The 21,541-nt window shown below is 69.2% G+C and carries 19 protein-coding genes; 14 read left to right on the plus strand and 5 right to left on the minus strand.

Features of this window, described 5'->3' with window-relative positions:
* Positions 1–117 precede the first annotated feature (117 nt).
* From OU996_RS05965 to OU996_RS05985, 5 genes are all read left to right on the plus strand, one after another.
* Positions 118–525, plus strand: coding sequence for a hypothetical protein (locus OU996_RS05965; protein ID WP_267584716.1), 408 nt, complete (start codon positions 118–120; stop codon positions 523–525).
* A 108-nt stretch (positions 526–633) separates the two neighbouring features.
* On the plus strand, positions 634–1,143 hold the full coding sequence (locus OU996_RS05970; protein WP_267584717.1) for an RNA pyrophosphohydrolase: 510 nt from the start codon (positions 634–636) through the stop codon (positions 1,141–1,143).
* A 142-nt stretch (positions 1,144–1,285) separates the two neighbouring features.
* Positions 1,286–2,023: a TetR/AcrR family transcriptional regulator gene (locus OU996_RS05975; protein ID WP_267584718.1), complete on the plus strand. Its 738-nt coding sequence runs from the start codon at positions 1,286–1,288 to the stop codon at positions 2,021–2,023.
* A complete protein-coding gene (locus tag OU996_RS05980; RefSeq protein WP_267584719.1) occupies positions 2,020–3,279 on the plus strand; it encodes an efflux RND transporter periplasmic adaptor subunit in 1,260 nt (419 codons plus the stop codon). Before OU996_RS05975 ends, OU996_RS05980 begins: the two co-directional genes overlap by 4 nt.
* On the plus strand, positions 3,279–6,440 hold the full coding sequence (locus OU996_RS05985) for an efflux RND transporter permease subunit (RefSeq protein ID WP_267584720.1): 3,162 nt from the start codon (positions 3,279–3,281) through the stop codon (positions 6,438–6,440). Before OU996_RS05980 ends, OU996_RS05985 begins: the two co-directional genes overlap by 1 nt.
* A gap of 36 nt (positions 6,441–6,476) precedes the next feature.
* On the opposite strand, the gene OU996_RS05990 is transcribed toward OU996_RS05985, so the two are convergent.
* The 3 genes from OU996_RS05990 to OU996_RS06000 all read right to left on the minus strand — a co-directional run bounded on the left by OU996_RS05990 (position 6,477) and on the right by OU996_RS06000 (position 8,759).
* Complete coding sequence (locus OU996_RS05990; protein ID WP_267584721.1) at positions 6,477–7,157, minus strand: LON peptidase substrate-binding domain-containing protein; 681 nt, start codon at positions 7,155–7,157, stop codon at positions 6,477–6,479.
* Between the two features lie 27 nt (positions 7,158–7,184).
* Complete coding sequence (trxA, locus tag OU996_RS05995) at positions 7,185–8,108, minus strand: thioredoxin (protein ID WP_267584722.1); 924 nt, start codon at positions 8,106–8,108, stop codon at positions 7,185–7,187.
* Positions 8,109–8,210: 102 nt separating this feature from the next.
* Positions 8,211–8,759, minus strand: a complete 549-nt coding sequence (locus tag OU996_RS06000; protein ID WP_267584723.1) for a prolyl-tRNA synthetase associated domain-containing protein — start codon at positions 8,757–8,759, stop codon at positions 8,211–8,213.
* Positions 8,760–9,004: 245 nt separating this feature from the next.
* On the opposite strand from OU996_RS06000, the gene OU996_RS06005 reads away from it, so the two are divergent.
* A complete protein-coding gene (locus OU996_RS06005) occupies positions 9,005–9,808 on the plus strand; it encodes a gamma-glutamyl-gamma-aminobutyrate hydrolase family protein (protein ID WP_267584724.1) in 804 nt (267 codons plus the stop codon).
* A 124-nt stretch (positions 9,809–9,932) separates the two neighbouring features.
* Here OU996_RS06005 and OU996_RS06010 read toward each other — a convergent pair whose 3' ends face one another.
* Positions 9,933–10,607 carry a GntR family transcriptional regulator gene (locus OU996_RS06010; protein ID WP_267584725.1) on the minus strand — a complete coding sequence of 225 codons (675 nt, stop codon included), beginning with the start codon at positions 10,605–10,607 and terminating at the stop codon, positions 9,933–9,935.
* Positions 10,608–10,744: 137 nt separating this feature from the next.
* On the opposite strand from OU996_RS06010, the gene OU996_RS06015 reads away from it, so the two are divergent.
* Positions 10,745–10,984 carry a Trm112 family protein gene (locus OU996_RS06015; protein ID WP_267584726.1) on the plus strand — a complete coding sequence of 80 codons (240 nt, stop codon included), beginning with the start codon at positions 10,745–10,747 and terminating at the stop codon, positions 10,982–10,984.
* Positions 10,985–11,009: 25 nt separating this feature from the next.
* Here OU996_RS06015 and OU996_RS06020 read toward each other — a convergent pair whose 3' ends face one another.
* Positions 11,010–12,242 (minus strand): ubiquinone biosynthesis hydroxylase, encoded by a 1,233-nt coding sequence (locus OU996_RS06020; protein ID WP_267584727.1) that lies wholly within the window; start codon positions 12,240–12,242, stop codon positions 11,010–11,012.
* A gap of 222 nt (positions 12,243–12,464) precedes the next feature.
* Between OU996_RS06020 and OU996_RS06025 the strand changes: the two genes are divergently transcribed.
* The 7 genes from OU996_RS06025 to OU996_RS06055 all read left to right on the plus strand — a co-directional run bounded on the left by OU996_RS06025 (position 12,465) and on the right by OU996_RS06055 (position 21,538).
* The gene (locus OU996_RS06025) at positions 12,465–13,367 is read left to right on the plus strand and encodes an acyl-CoA thioesterase (protein WP_267584728.1); all 903 of its coding nucleotides are present in this window, start codon (positions 12,465–12,467) and stop codon (positions 13,365–13,367) included.
* A gap of 315 nt (positions 13,368–13,682) precedes the next feature.
* Complete coding sequence (locus tag OU996_RS06030; RefSeq protein WP_267584729.1) at positions 13,683–14,021, plus strand: P-II family nitrogen regulator; 339 nt, start codon at positions 13,683–13,685, stop codon at positions 14,019–14,021.
* Positions 14,022–14,072: 51 nt separating this feature from the next.
* Positions 14,073–15,545, plus strand: a complete 1,473-nt coding sequence (locus OU996_RS06035) for an ammonium transporter (RefSeq protein WP_267584730.1) — start codon at positions 14,073–14,075, stop codon at positions 15,543–15,545.
* A gap of 266 nt (positions 15,546–15,811) precedes the next feature.
* The gene (locus tag OU996_RS06040; protein WP_267585616.1) at positions 15,812–17,095 is read left to right on the plus strand and encodes an aminotransferase class I/II-fold pyridoxal phosphate-dependent enzyme; all 1,284 of its coding nucleotides are present in this window, start codon (positions 15,812–15,814) and stop codon (positions 17,093–17,095) included.
* A gap of 27 nt (positions 17,096–17,122) precedes the next feature.
* The gene (locus OU996_RS06045) at positions 17,123–19,765 is read left to right on the plus strand and encodes a DNA translocase FtsK (protein ID WP_267584731.1); all 2,643 of its coding nucleotides are present in this window, start codon (positions 17,123–17,125) and stop codon (positions 19,763–19,765) included.
* A 274-nt stretch (positions 19,766–20,039) separates the two neighbouring features.
* On the plus strand, positions 20,040–20,585 hold the full coding sequence (locus OU996_RS06050) for a LolA family protein (RefSeq protein ID WP_267584732.1): 546 nt from the start codon (positions 20,040–20,042) through the stop codon (positions 20,583–20,585).
* A gap of 134 nt (positions 20,586–20,719) precedes the next feature.
* On the plus strand, positions 20,720–21,538 hold the full coding sequence (locus OU996_RS06055) for an exodeoxyribonuclease III (RefSeq protein WP_267584733.1): 819 nt from the start codon (positions 20,720–20,722) through the stop codon (positions 21,536–21,538).
* Positions 21,539–21,541: the final 3 nt, after the last annotated feature.

Consider the following 21,541-nt stretch of genomic DNA (forward strand, 5'->3'; position numbering starts at 1 on the left):
GTGACATCACGGCAACAGCCCCGCTCTTTCGCGAGAGCGGGGCTTTGTTTTTCCGGCGCCGCGCCGCGCGCCTTTTTCCGCCCCGATCCCGCCAAGGTCCGGGCCGAGAAGATTCGCATGCGTATCGAACCGCTTCGGCCGTCCGGCCATGACACGATCGATGAGGCGCCGCTGGGCCGCGATGCCGGCCAGGACAGCGCCCGCAACATGGCTGCCTTCGCCATTGTGGGCCTCGCCTGCGTGGCGGTGATCGCCGTCGGCGTCAGTTGCTACGCCTGGAACGGCCACGAGCCGGTCTGGTCCTTCCATGACACGCCGGACATGGGCGGCTTCGCCCCGCAGGGCGTGGCGGTCGATCAGCCCATGCTGCGCCCGAGCCTGTCGGCGGGGGATCCTCGCATCACCGTCTATGACGCCGCGACCGGCCGCAGCGAGACGCTCGGCGGTGATGAGCTGGACACTGCCGATGCCGCCCGCGTCACGGGCGTCGTTCCGAGCACCGAGCCGGCCTCGCTCACCCGCTGAGCGTTTACCTAACCGCAACTCAGGTGCCGCCGCTGTCTTAACGGTGAGGGGGCGGCTCGCCTATCATGGCGGCACGTTCCGCCCGCGCCTCCAGCCACGGCTTGCCTCATGACCCCCTTCGAACAACTCCCCTACCGCCCCTGCGTCGGCATCGTCCTGGTCAACCAAGCGGGGCTGGTCTTCCTCGGCCAGCGGACCGGCGGGGCCGAGCATGTCGACGCGCATCACTCCTGGCAGATGCCGCAGGGCGGCATTGACGAGGGCGAGAGCCCGGCCGAGGCGGCGCTGCGCGAGCTTTATGAGGAGACCAATGTCTCCTCGGTCGAGCCGCTCGCGGAGGCGCCGGACTGGTTCGCCTATGATCTGCCTGAGCCGATCGCCCGCGAAGCGTGGAAGGGGCGCTATCGCGGCCAGACACAAAAATGGATCGCCCTGCGCTTCACCGGTGACGACAGCGAGATCGACGTCCGCCGGCCGGGCGGCGGCAAGCACAAACCGGAATTCCTCGCCTGGCGCTGGGAGCGGCTGGAGAACACGCCGCAGCTCATCGTCCCCTTCAAGCGGCCGGTCTATGACCGGGTGGTGAGCGCCTTCCAGCCGCTGCTGACCGGCGTCTGAGCCCTACGGCTGAGCCCTGCGGGCCCGCCGCCGTGACGCTCCGGTCGAGTGCATTCGAAATGCGAACGAACGTTCGTTCTTGACTCCTGACGCTGCGTTGCACTAGATGCGAACGAACGTTCGCTCTCGATCGGATCCTTGCATGACCGTAGCCCCTGGCCAGATCCCGGTACCGTCCGCCAAGCGGCCTCGCGTCAAGCCATCACTGGCTGAGCGTCCGGGAGCCCCGCTGTCGGAGCTGGCTGCCGCCCCCGCCAAGCGGGCGCCCGCCCGCCGGCCGGAGCCGCGCCGGCGCGTGCTCGATGCCGCTATCATCTGCTTCACCCGCTCCGGCTTCCACGGCACCTCGATGCAGCAGATCTGTGCCGAGGCCGGCATGAGCCCGGGCGGGCTCTACCGCTACTTCCCCTCCAAGGAATCCATCATCCTCGCCATCATCGAGGAGGAGAGCGCGGCCCGGGCCACGCTGATCGACGTGCTGGAAACCGCCCCAAGCTTCGTGGAGGGCATTGCCCGCATGGGCGCGGCGCTGTTCTCCCGCGAGGCGCCGGCGGTCTGCCTCGAACTCGGCCCGGAAATCTATGCTGAGACCGCGCGCAATCCCGCGCTCAAGCCGACCTTTGATGCGGTCGAGACCGAGATGAACGAGGCTATCCTGCGCTGCTTCCGCGTGGCGCAGGCCAAGGGCGAGGTCGATGCCGACCTTGATGCCGACACGGTTATGCTGCTGCTCGGAGCCATAGGCGATGGACTCGTGCTGCGCAATCGCTTCGATCCCGACGTGCCGCTCGACCGTATGATGCCCCAGATTGCCCAGTTGATCGCGCGGATGCTCGCGCCGCGCGCCACGCCGACGCCTGCCACGGATGTAACCCCATGACCGCCGAACGATCCTCTGTCAGCGGGCGCGTCGCGCTCGCCCTCACCATGACCGCGGTGGTGGTCGGCGTCGCCGGATATGCGTTCCGCGACCGCGTCGCCGCCGGGCTGGGCATCAGCGAGCCTGCGCAGGCCGAGGTTGTGGCGCCCGAACCCTCAAAGGTCGCGGGCATCACCATCTCCGTCGTCCCCGCCGCGCGGCGCGAGGTGGTGGAGACGCTGTCCGTCACCGGCACGCTGGTCGCCCGCGAGGAGATCATGGTCGGGCCGGAAATCGACGGGCTGCGCATCGAGGAGATCCTCGTCGAGGAAGGCGACCGGGTGGAGAAGGGGCAGGTTCTTGCCCGCCTCTCGCGCGACACGCTGGAGACGCTGCTGGCGCAGAACGCCGCCAATGCCGCCCGCGCCCGCGCCGCCATCGCCCAGCAAAAGGCGCAGCTCCAGCAGGCTCTCGCCCAGCAGACCGAGGCGGATGCTGCGGTGGAGCGCGCGCGCACCCTCATCAAGACCGGCGCCACCTCGCAGGAGGTGCTGGACCAGCGCGAGCGCGCGGCCAAGGTCGCCGCCGCGCAGGTCACCGCCAATGAGGAAGCCGTCGTCGCCGCCGAGGCCGACGTCGCCCAGATCGCCGCCAATCGCGACGAACTGGCGGTGCGCCTTGCCCGCACCGACATCAAGGCGCCGGAGGCCGGCATCGTCTCGTCCCGCGCCGCGCGCATCGGCGCCATCGTGCTCTCCGCCAACACCGAACCGCTGTTCCGCATCGTGAAGGACGGGGCCATTGACCTCGATGCCGAGGTGCCGGAATCGGCCCTGCCGCGCGTGCGCGTCGGCCTGCCGGTCGCCGTGACGCCCGCCGGCTTTACCGAACCGATGGAAGGCAAGGTGCGCCTTGTCGGCGCCAAGGTGGACAACGCCACCCGCCTGGCCCGCGTCGCCGTGGCGCTGCCCGCCGATGAGCGGCTGCGGCCCGGCGCCTATGGGCGCGGCCTGATCGAGCTCGCCCGCCATGAGGGTCTCGCTCTGCCGCAATCGGCCGTGCAGTTTGGCCCCGAGGGCGCGCAGATCCAGGTGGTGGAGAACGGCACGGTGCGGTTGCGCAAGGTCAAGACCGGCCTCAAGGGCGACGGCTATGTCGAAATCCTCGATGGCGTGAAGGAAGGCGAAAGCGTCGTCGCCCGCGCTGGCGGCTTCCTGCGCGACGGCGATCTGGTTACGCCGGTGCCACTCGCCACGGCGGTGAAGGGTAGTTCGTGATGGCGCTGAACATCTCCGCCTGGGCGATCCGCAAGCCGGTCCCCTCCATCGTCCTGTTCGTGGTGCTGACCGCGATCGGCCTGTTCACCTTCGACCGGCTGCCGATCACGCGCATGCCGAACATCGACGTGCCCATCGTCTCGGTCGTCGTCACCCAGCCGGGCGCGGCGCCGAGCGAGCTGGAAACGCAGGTCACGAAGCGTGTCGAGACGGCGGTGTCCGGCGTGCAGGGGGTGAAGCACATCACCTCCTCCATCACCGAAGGCTCGTCCATCACCACGGTCGAGTTCCAGCTGGAGACGCAGGTCGACCGCGCCGTGAACGATGTGCGCGACGCGGTGACCAATATCCGCTCCGACCTGCCGCAGGACATCGAGGAGCCGCTGATCCAGCGCATCGATGTCGAGGGCATGGCCATCGTCACTTATGCCGCCTCCGCGCCTTCCATGACGCCGGAGGAGCTCTCCTGGTTCGTCGACGACACGGTCATTCGCGCGCTTCAGGGCGTGCGCGGCGTGGCGCAGGTCAAGCGCGAGGGCGGCGTCGACCGCGAGATCCGCATCTCGCTCGACCCCGATCGGCTGGCCGCGCTTGGCGTCACTGCCGCCGATGTGAACCGTGAACTCGCCGCCACTAACGTGGACCTCGCCGGCGGGCGCGGCGAGATCGGCACGCAGGAACAGTCCGTGCGCACCTTGGGCGGCGCCACCACGGTGCAGGAACTGGCCCAGACCCGCATCTCGCTGCCGGGCGGGCGGCATGTGCGCCTCGCCGATCTCGGCACCGTCACGGACGGCGCCGCCGAGCCGCGCATCTTCGCCCGGCTGGACGGCAAGCCGGTGGTCGCCTTCGGCATCTACCGCGCCAAGGGCTTTTCCGACGTCGTCGTCGCCGACCGCGTGGCGGAAGACCTGAAGACGCTGGAAGCCGCGCATCCCGAGGTGCGCATTACCCTCATCGATTCCACCGTGAAGTACACGCAGGCGGATTATGAATCCGCCATGCACACGCTGATCGAGGGCGCCATCCTCGCCATCATCGTGGTGATGCTGTTCCTGCGCGACTGGCGCGCCACCATCGTCTCGGCGCTCGCCATCCCGCTCTCCATCCTGCCGACCTTCTGGGTGATGGATCTGCTCGGCTTCTCGCTGAACGGGGTGAGCCTGCTCGCGGTGACGCTGGTCACCGGCATCCTGGTCGACGACGCCATCGTCGAGATCGAGAACATCGTGCGCCATATGCGCATGGGCAAATCCGCCTATCGCGCCTCCATCGAGGCGGCGGACGAGATCGGCCTCGCCGTGGTGGCGACGACGCTCACCATCGTCGCGGTGTTCCTGCCCGTCAGCTTCATGGGCGGCATTGCCGGGCAATATTTCCGCCAGTTCGGCATCACCGTCGCGGTCGCCGTGCTGTTCTCGCTCCTGGTCGCGCGCCTGCTCACCCCGATGCTCGCGGCCTATTTCATGCGCGACACCGGCCACCGGGAGAAGCCCGACAGCGCGCTGATGCGCGGTTACGTCCGCCTGCTGCACGCCTCGATCCGTCACCGTTTCCTCACCGTGGCGGCGGGCATCCTGCTGTTCATCGGCTCGATGTGGCTCTCCACTTTGCTGCCCTCGGGCTTCATCCCCAATTCCGACGTGTCGCGCTCGGTTCTGTCGGTCGAACTGCCGCCCGGCGCGACGCTCGCCTCGACGCAGCAGGTGGTGGACGAAATCTCTGACGCGATGAAGGCGCAGCCTGAGGTGACGAGCGTCTTCGCCACCGCCGGCTCCGGCTCCACCGACGGGCCGGCGAACGGTTCGGGCGAGGTGCGCAAGGCGACGCTCATCGTAAATCTGGTGCCGCGCGCCGACCGGAAGCTGACGCAGAAGCACTTCGAGACGCAGATGCAGGCGCAGATCGCCCGCATCCCGGATCTGCGCTTCAGCTTCGGCTCCTCCGGCGGCGCCGGGCCCGGACAGCGCGAATTCACCGTCATTGTCTCCGGCTCGGATGGCGCGGCGGTGGAGAAGGCGGCGCTGGAACTGGAGCGCGAGATCCGCGCCGATGTGAAGGGGCTGACCAATGTCGTCACCACGGCGGCGCTCGACCGGCCGGAACTGCGGGTGATGCCGAAGCTCGCGGAAGCTGCCGAGCTCGGCGTCTCCGTTGCCGACATCGCGCAGACCGTGCGCATCGCCACCATTGGCGACGTGTCGCAGAACCTCGCCAAATTCTCCGCCGGCGACCGGCAGGTGCCGATCCGCGTGCAGCTCGACGAGGCGGCCCGCGCCGACCTCTCGACCTTCGAGACCCTGAAGGTGCGCACCGCCGCCGGCGCCTCGGTGCCGCTCTCGGCGGTGGCCGACATCTCCTTCGGCACCGGCCCGACCAGCCTCGACCGCTATGACCGCGCCCGCCGCGTCGCCATTGAGGGCGACCTTGCCGGCACGACGCAGCTCGGCGAGGCGCTGGCGGAGGTCTATGCCCTGCCGGCGGCTAAGAACCTGCCGGCGGGCGTCACGCTCAAGGAGAGCGGCGACGCGGAGATCATGGGCGAGGTGTTCGGCGGCTTTGCCACCGCCATGGGCGCCGGCGTGATGATGGTCCTGGCGGTGCTGGTGCTGCTGTTTGCCAATGTCCTTCAGCCGATCACCATCCTTATCGCCCTGCCGCTCTCGGTCGGCGGCGCCTTCATCGCGCTGCTCATCACCGGCAACGCGCTGACGCTGCCGGTGGTCATCGGCTTCCTGATGCTGATGGGCATCGTGACCAAGAATGCTATCTTGCTGGTCGACTTCGCCATCGAGGCGGTGCATGCCGGCACGGACCGCACCACGGCGCTGATCGAGGCCGGCCGCAAGCGCGCGCAGCCCATCGTCATGACCACCATTGCCATGGCGGCGGGCATGGTGCCCTCGGCGCTCGGGCTCGGGGAGGGCGGCTCTTTCCGCTCGCCCATGGCCATCGCGGTCATTGGCGGCCTTCTCGCCTCGACCGCGCTGTCGCTGGTGTTCGTGCCGGCGGTGTTCACGCTGATGGACGATCTTGGCCACTTCTTCGGGCGCGTGTTCGGCCGCTTCGTCGGGGCGCGCGACGAGCCTGATGAGCACGCGACCCCGGCGGCGTTGCCGACGATGCATGTCATGCCGCGCCCACCCATGGCGGCGGAGTGAGGTGAGGCCCCCCGGCCGCGCCGGGAGGCCACCCCGCTACTGAAGCGAGTTGTCGCCGTCGCCGCCGGCGGTGCGGGCCATCGCCATCTGGGTGACGGCGATCAGCATCTCCGCCCGATTGGCGAGCGTGGCCGCCTCCAGAAGGGCCTGCTTCTCGCGCGGGCCGAAGGGCGACATCATGGCGAGCGCGTTCACCAGCGCCTCGTTGGGCGCGTCCTTGATGCTCTCCCAGTCCGCTTCAAGCTGGTTGGCATCGAGATAGTCGGCCAGCGTGCGCAGCAGCGCGCCGCGATCCACCGCGTCACCGCCGGCGCCCGGCTTGAAGTCATCGGCGAAGGCATTGAAATCCACCTCGCCCTGGCGGAACGGGGTGTCCGCCTCGATCTCCGCCAGCAGGCGGAAGCGCGCGACGCCGGAGAGGTTGAGGATGTAGCGCCCGTCGCCGCTCTCGGCGATCTCGGTGATGCGCCCGACACAGCCGACCCCGGCCAGCGCCGCCCCGCCCGCGAGCGGACGCCCGGTCGGGTCGAAGGCCGGCTGGATCATGCCGATGAGCCGGCTGCCCGCCAGCGCCGCGTCCACCATCGCCACATAGCGCGGCTCGAAGATGTTGAGCGGCAGCTGGCAGCGCGGCAGCAGCAGCGCCCCTTCCAGCGGGAAGAGCGGGATGATGCGCGGCAGCTCCTCGGGGCCGCCATAAGGCTTGTTGATCGCCATCGGGGCTCCTTGAAGCGAGGGGAAGGATCAGGCGAACAGGATGGAGGAGAGGCGCCGGCGCCCGGCCATGGTGTGCTCGTCGGTCGGACCCCAGGCCTCGAAGAACTGCACCAGCTGCTTGCGGGCGCCGTCGTCGTTCCAGGTGCGGTCCTTGCGGACGATGGAGAGCAGGTGGTCGGCCGCCTCCTCGCGCTTGCCGCGCGCGTTCAGCGCGACGGCGAGGTCGAAGCGGGCCTGATGGTCGAGCGGATTGGCCGCGACCTTGGCTTCCAGCTCACGCACATCGCCGAGCGCGGCGGCAGCCTCTTCCAGCTCGATGGCGGCGCGCACGGCGGCCAGGCCCGAATCAGTGGCGGCGGTGTCGGGCGCCAGCGCCAGCGTCGCCTTGGCCTGATCGAGATTGCCGGCGGTGAGCTGCGTCTTGGCGAGGCCGGCGAGGGCCTTGAGGTTGCCGGGCTCCTCGGCCAGCACGGCGGCGAAGATCTCGGCCGCACCGACGAGGTCGCCCTCCGTGAGCGCCGCCTCGGCGGAGGCCAGCACGTCGGCGATGTCGCCGCCGCCCGCGCCCTGCACGAGACGGTCGACCAGTGCCTTGATCTGGGTCTCCGGCTGGGCGCCCATGAAGCCATCGACCGGCTGGCCGTTGACGAAGGCATAGACGGTGGGCAGCGACTGGATGCCGAGCTGCTGGGCGACGGCGGGGTGCTCGTCCGTGTTCATCTTGGCGAGGCGCACCTTGCCCTTTGCCGCCCGCACCACCTTCTCGATGATCGGGGTGAGCTGGCGGCACGGCCCGCACCACGGCGCCCAGAAATCGACCAGCACCGGGCGGGTGCGGGATTCCTCGACCACGTCCTTCATGAAGCTCCGGGTCGTGACATCGATCACGACATCGTCGCCGGCCGGCGTGGCCCCGTTCTCGGCCGGGTTGGCGGGCTGGTTCAGCAGCATGGGTGTCGTCCTCGCAATCCTTGTCGCCGGCTCAGCGCGGGTTCCGGCGCCGCTCTAACATGGTTGGTCGGTGCATGAATGCAACCGTTTCGAGAGCCCCGATCAGGCCGGGTCGCCCTCGGCCTCCTCCGCCCGGCGCGGCACGGCGAGGATGATCGGCTCATGGCCGGTGGCGCGCAGGAAGCGCACCAGATCGTCGCGCGCGATGGTCGTCGTGGCGGTGTTGATCAGCGGGTGGCAGTTGATCTCGGCATGCTCCATCAGCGCGGCATCGAGCACGACGGTGACGCGGCCGGCCGTGTCGTTCACCGGGCCGAACGCCGTGACCGCCCCCGGCTTCACCCCCAGCACTTCCTCCAGCAGCTCGGCGCTGCCGAAGGAGAGCCGGCTCGCCGCGCCCAGCGGGCCGTGCAGGCTCTTGAGGTCGACCCGCGCCTCCTCCTCCACCACGACGAGGAAGAGATTGCCCTTCTTGTCCTTCAGGAACAGGTTCTTGGTGTGCCCGCCGGCAATGTCGCCGCGCAGCGCCTGCGAATCCTCGACCGTGTAGAGCGGGGGATGCTCCACCGTGCGCGTGACGATGCCGAGCGCGGCGAGGCGGGCGAACAGGTCGGCGGAGGTCAGCGGTGCGGCGGTCAGAGGTTCGGTCATGGGAGCTTCCGGCGGGGTGCGTGCCCCGCTTCTAGAGCCGCTGGCGCCCGGCCGGCAAGGGGAACCGCACGCCCTCTGTGCCGCGGCCCGCCGGGCTGCGCCGGCTCCTTACCAGAACGGCGCCGATTGCATGGCTCGACCCGCGGCTTCCGGTTGACAGGCGCGGTGCGCCGATCCCACATCGGGGGACGGCAGGGCGAAGGCCGCGCCGCCGGCACGAGGTCGGTAAGTCAGGATAGGGCATCATGCGTCCAGTCATCGGCGTGATCAGCGACGTGAAGACCATCAATGGTCAGGTCACGCACGGGGTCACGGAAAAGTACATCTATGCGGTTGCGCGCGGCGCGCAGGCCATGCCGGTGCTGATCCCCGGCACCATTTCGGCGGTCGACGCCGCCATGGCGCCCGAACGCGTGGTGATCGACGAGATCCTCGACCTCGTCGACGGCATCTTCCTGCCGGGCAGCCCGTCCAATGTCGGCCCCCATCATTATGGCGACCGCCCGCACGATCCGCCGCTGCCGGCCGATCCGCACCGCGACGACATCTCGCTGCCGCTCATCACCGCGGCGCTGCAGCGCGGCGTGCCGCTATTCGGCGTGTGCCGGGGCTTTCAGGAAATGAATGTCGCGTTCGGCGGCACGCTGTTCCAGAAGCTCTATGAGCAGGAAGGCCGCTTCGACCATCGCGAGGATTCCACCCTCGACCTTAACGGCCAGTACGCGCCGGTTCACGACGTCGCGCTCACCCCCGGCGGCCTGCTGGCGGGCCTTGCCGGGGCCGAGACGTGGCGGGTGAACTCGCTGCACGGGCAGGGGGTCGCCACGCTGGCGCCCGGTCTCGACGTCGAGGCCAAGGCGCCGGACGGCACCATTGAGGCGTTCCGCGTGCCCAACACGCCGGGCTTCAACCTCGCCATCCAGTGGCACCCGGAATGGCGCTTCTGGGAGGACAAGCTCTCCACCGGCGTCTTTACCGCCTTTGGCGCCGCCGCCCGGCTCTATGCCGAGGAGCGCCGCGGTAACCCGAAGCTGAAGGCGACGGGCTAAGCGAACCTACGACGGTCTCTTGTCATGGCCGGGCTTGTCCCGGCCATCCACGTCTTGTTCCCCTGCCGCAACGAAGTCATGGATGCCCGGGCCAAGCCCGGGCATGACGATGGGTCTCGGTTCCCTACCCCAGCCGCGCCATGAGATGGCCGATGCCGTCGCGGATGTCCGCCTCGATGGCGCCGCGTAGCCCGGCCTCGTCCTTCGCCTCCAGCGCGGTCAGCGCCTGAACATGGCGATCGACCGGGTAATGCGTCTCCAGATCCTCCAGCGCGAGGCGCATGAACGGGCCGATCTGCAACCAGACCGATTCGATCAGCGGCAGCAGCACATTGTCCGGCCGCCCGCCATAGAGCGCGCCATGGAAGGCGAGGTTGGTCTCGATCATCGCCTCGACGTCGTTCGTCTCCACCGCCGCGTCCGAATCGCGGTTGAGCGCGTGCAGGCGACGCAGGAACACCTTGTCCGCGACGGCGAGGGCGCGCGCGGCGGCCTCGCATTCCAGCAAAGTGCGCGTCGCCACCAGTTCCTCGAAGCGGCGGGCGGTCATCTCGGGCACGCGCACCCGGCGATTGTCGAGCAGCACCAGCGCCCGCTCGGCCACCAGCCGGCGCAGCGCCTCGCGCACCGGCATGGCGGAGACGCCCAGCGCCTCGGCAAGCCCGCGAATGGTCACCGCCTGGCCGGGCGGGAAGCGCCCGCTCATCACCGAGCGGCGCAGGCGGCGGAACACCCATTGCTGCACCGTCTCGCCATGCAGGCGCGGCTCAAAGACGAGATCGAGCGGGGACGTGTCCATGGCGGCTCGCGGAACGGCAGGGCAAGGAGGGTGGCGCGGGTGAGGTGAGCGGCGGGTGACGTGAGAATGTCAGCCGGCTGCGTTATATAGCGCAGTTGAGGCGTCCCGCACGCCGAACCGACACGGGGAGAACATCCATGGCCGATACCGACCTCCAGCCGACCGGCCGCGCCGGCTATGAGCTCGATCCCAAGCTTCTGGAGATCCTGGTGTGCCCGGTCACCAAGGCGCCGCTGGATTATGACCGCGAGTCGCGCGAGCTGATCTCCCGGCCGGCGCGCCTCGCCTATCCGATCCGCGACGGCATCCCGATCATGCTGGCGGACGAAGCCCGCTCGCTGACCGAGGACGAAGCCGAGCGCCGCTGGGGGGCGTGAGCGGCGCCCGCGCTGCGGCCTGACTTTAGAGCGCCTCGCCGCGCAGCAGGCGCGGGGCCTGCCCGACAATGCCGGCGGCGTCGCGGATGAAGAAGTCCTTCAGCCGCGGCAGGCGCTCGACCACGCCCAGCCCGACATCGCGCACCAGCCGGGCAATGTCGTTGCGCTGGCCGAACAGCCGGTTCAGCCCGTCGGTCGCCACGCCCATGGTCAGCGTGTCGAAGCGCCGCCAGCGCTGGTAGCGCTCCAGCACATCCGGTCCGCCAATATCGAGGCCGAGCCGTGCGGCGTCCGTCACCGTCTCGGCGAGGGCGGCGACATCCCGCAGGCCCATATTGATGCCCTGCCCGGCGATGGGATGGATGGTGTGCGCGGCGTCGCCCACCAGCGCGAGGCGCTCGGCGACGAAGTGCCGCGCCATCTGGAAGCCGAGAGGGAAGGCCTTGGGCTCGTCAAGGATCTCCAGCGCGCCCCATTCCAGCCCGAAGCGCCGCTCCAGCTCGTCGAGCAGCAGGATGCGCGGCAGGCGCAGGAGGCTCTGCGCGGTCTCCGTGGTCTCGGTCCAGACGATGGAGGAGCGGTTGCCGGTGAGCGGCAGGATGGCGAAGGGGCCGGCCGGCAGGAAATGTTCGATCGCCTTGCCCTCATGCGGGCGCTCATGGCCGACCGTCAGCACGATCGCCGACTGCTTGTAGGACCAGCCGACCACGCCGATGCCGGCCATGGCCCGCAGCTTCGAGCGCCCGCCATCGCAGGCGGCGAGCAGCGCCGCGCGGGCGCCCGCGCCGTCCGATAGCGTGACGTCGACCGCGCCCGGCCGCGCCGCATAGGCGGCGATGCCGGCGGGGATGAGGGCGACGCCGCGCGCGCGGGCGAGCTCGGTCATGGCGTCCTGCAGTACCGCGTTCGGCACCATATGGGCGAAGGGTTCGCCCGGCGCGACCTCGCCGTCGAAGGACAGGAACACTGGCCGCGCCGCGTCGGTGAGCTTGGAATCGGTGATCTCCATGGCGAGCATGGGCTGCGCCTGCCCGGCGATCGCCTCCCACACGCCCAGCGTCTCGAACAGGCGCCGCGCCCCGGCGGCGAAGGCGGAGGCGCGCATGTCGCTGCTCTTCACCTGTGCGTGGGCGAACACCGGATCGGCGACGGCCAGCCGGGCGCTGTCGCCCAGCCCCTGGCGCAGCGCGAGGGCGAGGGTGAGCCCGGCGAGCCCGCCGCCGGCGATCACCGCGTCGTAAGCCTGCGTCTGCTCCATGGCTATTCTCCTTCGCGCTATCATCCCGGCCGGATGCCGGACCGGTTCTACCGCCCCGCGCCCTACGCTTCACTACGCAGGAGCCCGGAGCCCGGACCGGTGCCGGCCGAGGGCCCCATGCGCGATGCATTGTGCGCCGCCCCTCCTATGCCTTAGCTACGGGGAGGGGACAATGCGCGCGCCGCCTGTCCCTCCGCCGCCGCCACAGCCGGAGCCGCCGCCATGAGTCCGTCCGACGCCACGTCGCCCGCTTCCGGCCCGACCGGGTCCAGTGCCGCCGAACTCGTCAATCTGCTCGATCTCGAAACCCTTGAGGTCAATCTGTTCCGCGGCAGCAACCCGCCGGAATCCTGGCCGTTCCGCACGCGGGTGTTCGGCGGGCAGGTGCTGGCGCAGGCGCTGGTCGCCGCCCAGCGCACGGTCGACCTCGCGGCCCATTCGCTGCACGCCTATTTCCTGCTGGCCGGCGATCCGGCCGCGCCGATCCTCTACGAGGTCGAGCGCGTGCGCGACGGGCGCTCCTTCGCCACGCGGCGCACCGTGGCGATCCAGCACGGGCGGCCGATCTTCATCATGTCGGTGTCGTTCCACCGCGAGGAGCCGGGCCTCGACCATCAGCTCGATCTCGAGGGCGAGGTGCCCGCGCCGGAGGATGTGCCCGGCATTCACGACCTTCCCGCGAACGTGCTTGCCAGCCTGCCGGAGCCGGTGCGCGCCTATTGGTTGCGCCCGCGCCCGATCGAGCTCAAGCCCATCGGCCTCGGCGAGCGGCGCAGCGTGCCCCGCCGCATGGTGTGGTTCCGCGCCGCGCAGGCGCTGCCGGACGATCCGGCGCTGCACCGGGCGGTGCTGGCCTACGCCACCGACATGACGCTGCTCGAGGCCACCACCGTCGTTCACGGCACCAGCGTGCTCGGCGCGGGCATCCAGGCCGCCAGCCTCGACCACGCGCTGTGGCTGCACCGCCCCTTCCGCGCCGATGGCTGGCTGCTCTATGTCCAGGACAGCCCGAGCGCCTCCGGCGCGCGCGGATTGGCGCGCGGGCTGATCTACGACCAGGCCGGTCGCCTCATCGCTTCCGTGGCGCAGGAAGGGCTCATACGCCCGGTTGGTCAGGCCGACTGACGCGATCTGCCTAAAAATGTGGCGCCGTGTGTCAATTTCTGGGCGCCGTCTCGGGGCGTGAATCGCCGCCGATCAAGAATTGTGCACCGCGCCGCCGCCCGCGCCGGGCTGAATCAGGGCGTCGCCCCTGCATGCGCGGCCTCCGGCACCCCCTTCGGATGCATCAAAGGGTTGTCCCGCCTCGGTTGGCACGCGAATTGATTCCCTTTCCCCGGATTGACCGAAAGGGTCGGGAGTAAGCCCGCCTGGCCGAGTCCGACATGAAACGCCCGGGACCGATGTGCAAGGGTCCGGGGCCAAGCGGGGACAGGAACCATGAAGATCGTCATGGCTATCATCAAGCCTTTCAAGCTTGAGGAAGTCCGGGATGCGCTCACTGGGATCGGTGTGCACGGACTGACCGTCACGGAAGTGAAGGGGTATGGCCGCCAGAAGGGCCACACCGAAATCTACCGTGGCGCCGAATATGCGGTGAGCTTCCTTCCGAAGCTCAAGATCGAGGTCGCCGTGGCCTCGGAGAACGTGTCCAAGGTCATCGACGCCATCACCACCTCGGCGAAGACCGGCCAGATCGGCGACGGAAAGATCTTCGTCTATGCGATCGACCAGGCCGTTCGCATCCGCACCGGCGAGACCGACGCCGACGCGCTCTGAGCCAGCGCCACTGATCCCGATCTTTTCCGATTGCGACGGAGCATTGAACCCATGACGACGAAGAAGTGGATGAGCGCGGGTCTTCCCGCGCTGGCGGTGACGACGCTGGCTTCGGCCGCCGCTTTCGCCCAGGACGCGGCCCTTGCCGCGGCGCCGGCGGCGCCGACCATCAACAAGGCCGATACGACCTGGATGCTGCTCAGCACCATCCTCGTGCTGATGATGGCCGTTCCCGGCCTCGCTTTGTTCTATGGCGGCCTTGTGCGCGCCAAGAACTTCCTCTCGGTGATCGCGCAGGTCTTCTATTCGGTCTGCGTCGTCACGATCATCTGGTTCGCCTATGGCTACAGCCTCGCCTTCACCGGCGGCTCGTCCTTCATCGGCGGCTTCTCCAAGGCCTTCCTGCACGGCGTGACGCTGGAATCGCTCGGCGCGACCTTCTCGGTCGGCGTGGCGATCCCCGAGCTGGTGTTCATCGTCTTCCAGCTCACCTTCGCCGCCATTACCCCGGCGCTGATCGTCGGCGCCTTCGCGGAGCGCATCAAGTTCTCGGCCGTCGTGCTGTTCATCCCGCTCTGGGTGACCTTGATCTACTTCCCGATGGCCCACATGGTTTGGTACTGGGCCGGCCCGGATGCGGTTGACGCCGCTGCCAAGGCTCTCGCTGCCGCCACCGACCCGGCCGCCAAGGAGGCCGCGCAGGCCGCCCTCGACGCCGTGCTCGCCGATACCGGCCTGATCTTCTCCTTCGGCGCGATCGACTTCGCCGGCGGCACCGTCGTTCACATCAATGCGGGTATCGCCGGCCTCGTCGGCGCCCTGATCATCGGCAAGCGCACCGGCTACGGCAAGGAGCTGATGCCTCCCCACTCGCTGCCCTTCGCGCTGGTCGGCGCCGCCCTCCTGTGGGTCGGCTGGTTCGGCTTCAACGCCGGTTCCAACCTCGAAGCCTCCCCGCTCACCGTCCTCGCCGTGCTCAACACCTTCGTGGCCCCGGCCGCGGCGGCTCTGGGCTGGGCGCTGGTCGAGTGGCTGGCCAAGGGCAAGCCGAGCCTGCTCGGTCTCGCCTCGGGCGTCGTCGCCGGCCTCGTGGCGGTCACCCCGGCGGCGGGCTTCGCCGGCCCGATGGGCTCCATCGTGCTCGGCTTCGTCACCGGCATCATCTGCTTCTTCTTCTGCACCACCGTGAAGAACGCGCTGGGCTATGACGACAGCCTCGACGTGTTCGGCGTCCACTGCGTGGGCGGCATCGTCGGCGCCATCGGCACCGGCATCGTGGTCAGCCCCGCCCTCGGCGGCACCGGCATCTATGACTACGTCGCCGGCGCGGTCGCGTCCTACGACATGGCCACCCAGGTCACGGCGCAGATCAAGGGCGTGCTGGTCACGCTGGTGTGGTCGGGCGTCGGCTCCGCGATCCTGTTCTGGATCGTCAATCTCATCGTCGGGCTGCGTCCGTCGGTCGAGAAGGAGCGCGAGGGTCTCGACATCGTCGATCACGGCGAGCGCGCCTATCACAGCTGATCGGGCGCCGGCGCCTCTCGCGCCGGCTGCCTCCCGCTTCTCACGCGGCTCAAACCCCGGCGCTCCCCGCGCCGGGGTTTTTCTTTGCCCGGTTATCGCGGCCGGGTTTTTCGCGGCCGGGATTTTCGTTGGATCGGCCCGCCGCGTGCCGCATCCCCGGCCAAATCCATGCGCATGGTTAAGAACGCCTTTACCGCGGGCGCGCTATCCTGACGGGAAGACCCCGCATTCCGCGGGCGTGCCGGAACCGTTTCGTGACCGACCCTATGCGCCATGGCGACGCCCGCCACCCCGTCCCCGCGGCTGCCGATTCACCGGCGGCCTCGTCCCCGGCTGGCGCCTCCCCGGCGGGCGATGCCGGGCCGGCGGCGCGTTCTCCCTTCATCCGCCTCAACGAATTGCTGGCCGACATCGCGCCCGGCAAGACGCCGCTGAGCCTCGCCGTCGGCGAGCCGCGCCACGCCATGCCCGGTTTCGTCGGCGAGGTGCTGGCCCGTCATCTCGACGGTTTCGGTCGCTACCCCGCCGGCAAGGGGCTGCCGGAGTTCCGCCGCGCGGCCGCCGACTGGTTCGCCCGCCGTTACACGCTGCCGCGCCCGCTCGATGCCGAGCGCGAGGTGCTGGTGCTCAACGGCTCGCGCGAGGGGCTGTTCTTCGCCGCGCTGATGGCGCGCCGCCTCGCCTCGCCGCGCAAGCAGGCGCAGCTTGCCGGCGCCGCGCCGGCGGTGCTGCTGCCCAACCCGTTCTATGCCGCCTATGGCGCGGGCGCCGAGGCTGCCGGCTGCGAGAGCGTCTCGCTGCCGCTGCCGCCGGGCGGGGGCTGGCTGCCCGATCTCGACGCGCTGGACCCCGCTTTGCTCGAGCGCGCCATCGCCATCTATTTCGCCTCGCCCGCCAACCCGCAGGGCACCATCGCCCCGCGCGCCTATCTCGAGCGGCTGGTCGCGCTGTGCCGCCGTCACCAGGTGATGGTCTTCGCGGACGAATGCTATTCGGAGATCTGGCTGGGGGACGCACCGCCGACCGGCATCCTCGAGGTCGCCGGGCCCGATTATGCCGGCGTCGTCGCCTTCAATTCGCTGTCGAAGCGCTCCAGCCTGCCGGGCCTGCGCCTCGGCTTCTGCGCCGGCGACGGCCGCTTCATGGAAGCCTTCGGCGATTTCCGCAACGTGGCGGCGCCGCAGGTGCCGGAGCCCCTGCAGCATGTCGGCATCGCCGCGCTGGCGGACGAGGCGCATGTGAGCGCCAGCCGCGACCTTTACATGGCGAAATTCGACGTGGCCGACCGGCTGCTCGCCGGGCGCTTCGGCTATCAGCGGCCCGATGGCGGCTTCTTCCTCTGGCTCGACGTGGCCGAGCTTGGCGGCGGCGAGGCCGCCTGCCGCCGGCTCTGGCAGCGGGAGGGGCTGCGCACCGTGCCCGGCGGCTATCTGTGCCGCAGCGAGGCGGACGGGCGCAATCCGGGCGAGACCTATCTGCGCATCGCGCTCGTTCATGACCTCGCCACGACCGAGGCGGCGCTCGCGCGCCTTCTCGCCGGGCTGGGCTGACGGGCCATCGAAAGGGCGGGCGAGAGCATGGGCCGGACACAGACGACGATGCGGGCGCCGCGCCTCGAACCCGAGGCGCCCCGCGCCGCGCGCGCCCCCCGCAAGGGAGGCGGCGCCGCCTCCGCTCCGCCGGCGGGGCCGGCGCGCGCCCCTCGTCGCCGGCAGAAGGTCGGCGGCTTCCTGCCCGAGGAGGTGAAGGGCGTCCTGGGTCGCCGGGCCGAGGAACTGATCGGTCTGACGCTCCTGATTGGCGCGATCGTCCTCCTCACTGCACTCATTAGCTGGTCCGCCGACGACCCGAGTCTCAGCCGTTCCAGCGCCGCCGCGCCGGCCAATCTGCTGGGCCTGCCGGGCGCCGTGATGGCCGATCTCATCATCCAGCTCTTCGGTCTGGCCGCCCTCGCTTTCGTCCTGCCGATCGGTATGTGGGGGTGGCTGTGCCTCACGCATCGCCGGCCTAACCGCTTGCGTCCACGCTTCTTTTGCTGGATTGCCGGCTTGGTCTTCGCCAGCGGCTTCGCCGGCTGCCTGCCCCGCTTCGGTGCCTGGCCGCTGCCGATCGGGCTCGGCGGTGTGCTGGGCGAAGGGGTGCTCGCCATCCCCGACGCGCTGCGCTCCAACTGGCTCGGCACCTTCGACTATGCCGTGGTCGGCGCGCTCTGCCTGTTCGGCATGGTGCTGACCCTGCCGATCGCCCTCGGCATGGGCCTGCGTTCGGCGCAAGTATCTGACGAATATAACGAATCGAGCGAGTTTGAGGATGACGAGCCCGGCCGGCTGGCCTTCCTTTTCGGCATGGCGACCCATGGTTTCCTGAACCTTCGGGCGCGTTTCTCCAGCCGTAATCGTCGGTCGACCCGCGAGCGCCCCAGGCGCAACCTGCTCGCGCGCCTGCTCGGCATTGGCGCGGAGGAGGTAGAGAATTACCGACCCTCGGCCCGGCTGGAGCCGAATTTCCACGACCGCGTCGAACTGCCGGGCATTGATACGGCGGGCTTCGCCAGCGATCTCGGGCCGCTGGATGACGAGCCATTCGAGGCGCCGACCGCACCCGCTCCCCCCGCCGCTCCGGCGGCGGCCCCCGGTCGTCGCCCGCCGCTGCGCTCGATCCGGGGCGGGCGCGCCGCGCTGGAGGAACAGCGCCGGCGCTATATGCTTCCCCCGCTTGATCTTTTGACGCCGGCCGCCGCCCGCAGCGGTCCGGCCCTGTCGCGTGAGATGCTCGACCAGAACGCCCGCGACCTGGAAGGCGTGCTGGAGGATTTCGGCGTGCGCGGCGCCATCGTCAATGCACGTCCCGGCCCGGTGGTAACATTGTACGAGCTGGAGCCGGCGCCGGGCATCAAGTCGAGCCGCGTTATCGGTCTCGCCGACGACATTGCCCGCTCCATGAGCGCGGTCTCGGCCCGCGTCGCGGTGATCCCCGGCAAGAACGCCATCGGCATCGAGCTGCCGAATCCCAAGCGGGACAAGGTCTTGCTGCGGGAGATCGTCGCCGCCAAGGATTTCGGCGAGGCCGCGCACAAGCTCGCCATCGCGCTCGGCAAGACCATTGGCGGCGAGCCGGTGATCGTCGATCTCGCGCGGATGCCGCATCTGCTGGTCGCCGGCACCACCGGCTCGGGCAAGTCGGTCGCCATCAACACCATGATACTGTCGCTGCTCTACCGCCACCGGCCCGAGCAGTGCCGCCTCATCATGATCGACCCGAAGATGCTGGAGCTTTCCGTCTATGACGGTATCCCGCACCTCCTCTCTCCCGTCGTCACCGACCCCAAGAAGGCGGTGGTCGCCCTCAAATGGGCGGTGCGCGAGATGGAGGAGCGCTACAAGAAGATGTCCAAGGTCGGCGTGCGCAACATCGACGGTTTCAACGCCCGCGTGGCCGAGGCCATCGCCAAGGGTGAACAGATCGTCCGCACCGTCCAGACCGGCTTCGACCGCGAAACCGGCGAGGCGATCTATGAGCGCGAGGAGATGGACCTCTCGCCCATCCCCTACATCGTCATCGTCGTCGACGAGATGGCCGACTTGATGATGGTGGCTGGCAAGGACATTGAAGGCGCGATCCAGCGCCTTGCCCAGATGGCCCGCGCTGCCGGCATCCACCTGATCATGGCGACGCAGCGGCCGTCGGTCGACGTCATCACCGGCACCATCAAGGCGAACTTCCCGACCCGCATCTCTTTCCAGGTGACGAGCAAGATCGACTCGCGGACCATTCTTGGCGAGATGGGCGCCGAGCAGCTGCTGGGCCAGGGCGACATGCTCTACATGGCCGGCGGCGGGCGCATCTCGCGCGTCCACGGCCCCTTCGTCTCCGACCAGGAAGTTGAGCGCATCGTCGAGCACCTCAAGGCGCAGGGGGCCCCCGATTATCTCGATGCCGTCACCGCCGATCCCGACGAGGAGGGCGAGGATGGTGCGGTGTTCGACAAAGGCGGGATGGGAGCCGCCGATGAGGGCGGCGACCTCTATTCGCAGGCGGTGGCGGTGGTGATGCGCGACAAGAAGTGCTCCACCTCCTACATCCAGCGCCGGCTGCAGATCGGCTACAACCGCGCCGCCTCCCTCGTCGAGCGCATGGAACGCGAGGGCCTCGTCGGCCCGTCCAACCATGCCGGCAAGCGCGAGATCTTGATCGAACCGGGCGGGGGCGACAGTTATTGACCGGGCGCCTGGGCGTCCCGCCCCGGGCAGGGCCACAGGATCGACACAGCGGGGTTTTAACCCTGCGACCTACCGTCAACCGCGTCGCGTGCCGCGCGCGACCGCTGCGAGGCATCATGCGCCATCTCACCGTGCTTAGCGTCGCCTCCCTCCTTGCCGCGCTGACCGTCGGCAGCGCGCTCGCGCAGGTGCCGGCTCCGCCCTTCGCGCCCGCGAAGAAGCCGGCCCCCCCGCCGCGTCGGCAACGAAGCCGGCGGCGGATCCGAACATCCAGATGTCGGCGAATGCCGGCCAGCAGGCCGCCGCCGTCACGGTTCAGCGCATCAACGACTACTTCAACAGCTTCCGGGCGATGAGCGGCAATTTCGTGCAGGTGGACCCGGACGGGACGCGGCGCGAGGGCGAGTTCTACATTCTGAAGCCCGGCCGCGTGCTGTTCGAATACGCAGCGCCCAGCCCGATCGAGCTGGTGGCCGATGGCCGCTCTGTCGCGGTGCGCGACAAACGGCTGAAGACGCAGGACATCACCCCGCTCTCGGCCACCCCGCTGCGTTTCCTGCTGGCGGAGAATTTCGATCTCGCCCGCAACGCCAATGTCACCGGCGTCTACCAGGACGACATCTTCGCGACAGTGGTGATCGAGGAGAAGCAGCCGATGGTGGGTACGTACCGGCTGATGATCATGTTCGACGCCAAGACCATGCAGCTCAAGCAGTGGACGGTGACGGACCCGCAGGGCTACGACACCACGGTGGCGGTTTCGAACCTGAACACCAGCGAGCGGCCCGACCCGATGCTGTTCGTCATCAACCGCGATTGACGAAGGGCGCCATCCGGCGCGCGGCTCAGCGTCGTTCGGACTGTTGGAAGCCGCATTTTGGACGAGCGAAGGGCAGGCGCTTTCGCGCAAAATGCTCTAGGGTCGCGCGCGCTTTATTCGAGGACGTCCCGCCCGTGCCGCTGACCATCGCTACCTGGAACATCAATTCGGTGCGTCTGCGCATCGAGCTCGTCGCCAAGCTTGCGGCCGAACACCAGCCGGATGTCATCTGCCTGCAGGAGACCAAGACGCCGGATGACCGATTCCCGCTCAAGGATGCGGCGCGGTTCGGCTACCCCCATGCGGCGATCCACGGCCAGAAGGGCTATCACGGCGTCGCCATTCTCTCGAAGCGTCCCTTCGAGGCGGTGAGCCGGCAGGGCTTCTGCGACATGGGCGATGCCCGCCACATCTCGGTGGTGCTGGGCACTGAGGCGGGGCTCGCCACGCCGGTGACCATCCACAATTTCTACATTCCGGCGGGCGGCGATATTCCCGATCCTGAGGTGAACGACAAGTTCCGGCACAAGCTCGCCTTTCTCGATGAAGCGACGGCCTGGGAGGCGCTTCACCCGACGGCGCCGGACGCGCGCTCGGTGCTGGTGGGCGACCTTAACATCGCACCGTTGGAGGCGGATGTGTGGAGCCACAAGCAGCTCCTTGATGTCGTCAGCCACACGCCGATTGAGGTCGACAAGCTTGGTCGCCTGCAGGGGGCGGGCAACTGGGTGGACGTGATGCGCAATTTCGTCCCGCCGCAGGAGAAGCTCTACACGTGGTGGAGCTACCGCGCCGCCGATTGGGAGGCGTCGAATCGCGGCCGGCGGCTCGATCACGTATGGGCAACCCCGGCACTAGCCCCGACGGCCCGATCGATGACCGTGGTGCGCGAGGCGCGCAGCTGGGAGCGGCCTTCTGATCACGTGCCGGTGGTCGTGACCTTCGACGCCTGAGAC

This window comes from Ancylobacter sp. SL191 (assembly GCF_026625645.1).
GTDB lineage: Bacteria > Pseudomonadota > Alphaproteobacteria > Rhizobiales > Xanthobacteraceae > Ancylobacter.

What these genes read in the sequence shown, in the direction of transcription:
- OU996_RS05980 (WP_267584719.1), top strand. Translation starts at nt 2,020, where the DNA reads ATGACCGCCGAACGATCCTCTGTCAGCGGGCGCGTCGCGCTCGCCCTC.
- OU996_RS06030 (WP_267584729.1), top strand. Translation starts at nt 13,683, where the DNA reads ATGAAGATCGTCATGGCTATCATCAAGCCTTTCAAGCTTGAGGAAGTC.
- OU996_RS05990 (WP_267584721.1), bottom strand. Translation starts at nt 7,157, where the DNA reads ATGGCGATCAACAAGCCTTATGGCGGCCCCGAGGAGCTGCCGCGCATC.
- OU996_RS05970 (WP_267584717.1), top strand. Translation starts at nt 634, where the DNA reads ATGACCCCCTTCGAACAACTCCCCTACCGCCCCTGCGTCGGCATCGTC.
- OU996_RS06005 (WP_267584724.1), top strand. Translation starts at nt 9,005, where the DNA reads ATGCGTCCAGTCATCGGCGTGATCAGCGACGTGAAGACCATCAATGGT.
- OU996_RS06015 (WP_267584726.1), top strand. Translation starts at nt 10,745, where the DNA reads ATGGCCGATACCGACCTCCAGCCGACCGGCCGCGCCGGCTATGAGCTC.
- OU996_RS06035 (WP_267584730.1), top strand. Translation starts at nt 14,073, where the DNA reads ATGACGACGAAGAAGTGGATGAGCGCGGGTCTTCCCGCGCTGGCGGTG.
- trxA (WP_267584722.1), bottom strand. Translation starts at nt 8,108, where the DNA reads ATGCTGCTGAACCAGCCCGCCAACCCGGCCGAGAACGGGGCCACGCCG.
- OU996_RS06000 (WP_267584723.1), bottom strand. Translation starts at nt 8,759, where the DNA reads ATGACCGAACCTCTGACCGCCGCACCGCTGACCTCCGCCGACCTGTTC.
- OU996_RS05975 (WP_267584718.1), top strand. Translation starts at nt 1,286, where the DNA reads ATGACCGTAGCCCCTGGCCAGATCCCGGTACCGTCCGCCAAGCGGCCT.
- OU996_RS06025 (WP_267584728.1), top strand. Translation starts at nt 12,465, where the DNA reads ATGAGTCCGTCCGACGCCACGTCGCCCGCTTCCGGCCCGACCGGGTCC.
- OU996_RS06045 (WP_267584731.1), top strand. Translation starts at nt 17,123, where the DNA reads ATGGGCCGGACACAGACGACGATGCGGGCGCCGCGCCTCGAACCCGAG.
- OU996_RS06040 (WP_267585616.1), top strand. Translation starts at nt 15,812, where the DNA reads ATGCGCCATGGCGACGCCCGCCACCCCGTCCCCGCGGCTGCCGATTCA.
- OU996_RS06020 (WP_267584727.1), bottom strand. Translation starts at nt 12,242, where the DNA reads ATGGAGCAGACGCAGGCTTACGACGCGGTGATCGCCGGCGGCGGGCTC.
- OU996_RS06010 (WP_267584725.1), bottom strand. Translation starts at nt 10,607, where the DNA reads ATGGACACGTCCCCGCTCGATCTCGTCTTTGAGCCGCGCCTGCATGGC.
- OU996_RS05965 (WP_267584716.1), top strand. Translation starts at nt 118, where the DNA reads ATGCGTATCGAACCGCTTCGGCCGTCCGGCCATGACACGATCGATGAG.
- OU996_RS06050 (WP_267584732.1), top strand. Translation starts at nt 20,040, where the DNA reads ATGTCGGCGAATGCCGGCCAGCAGGCCGCCGCCGTCACGGTTCAGCGC.
- OU996_RS05985 (WP_267584720.1), top strand. Translation starts at nt 3,279, where the DNA reads ATGGCGCTGAACATCTCCGCCTGGGCGATCCGCAAGCCGGTCCCCTCC.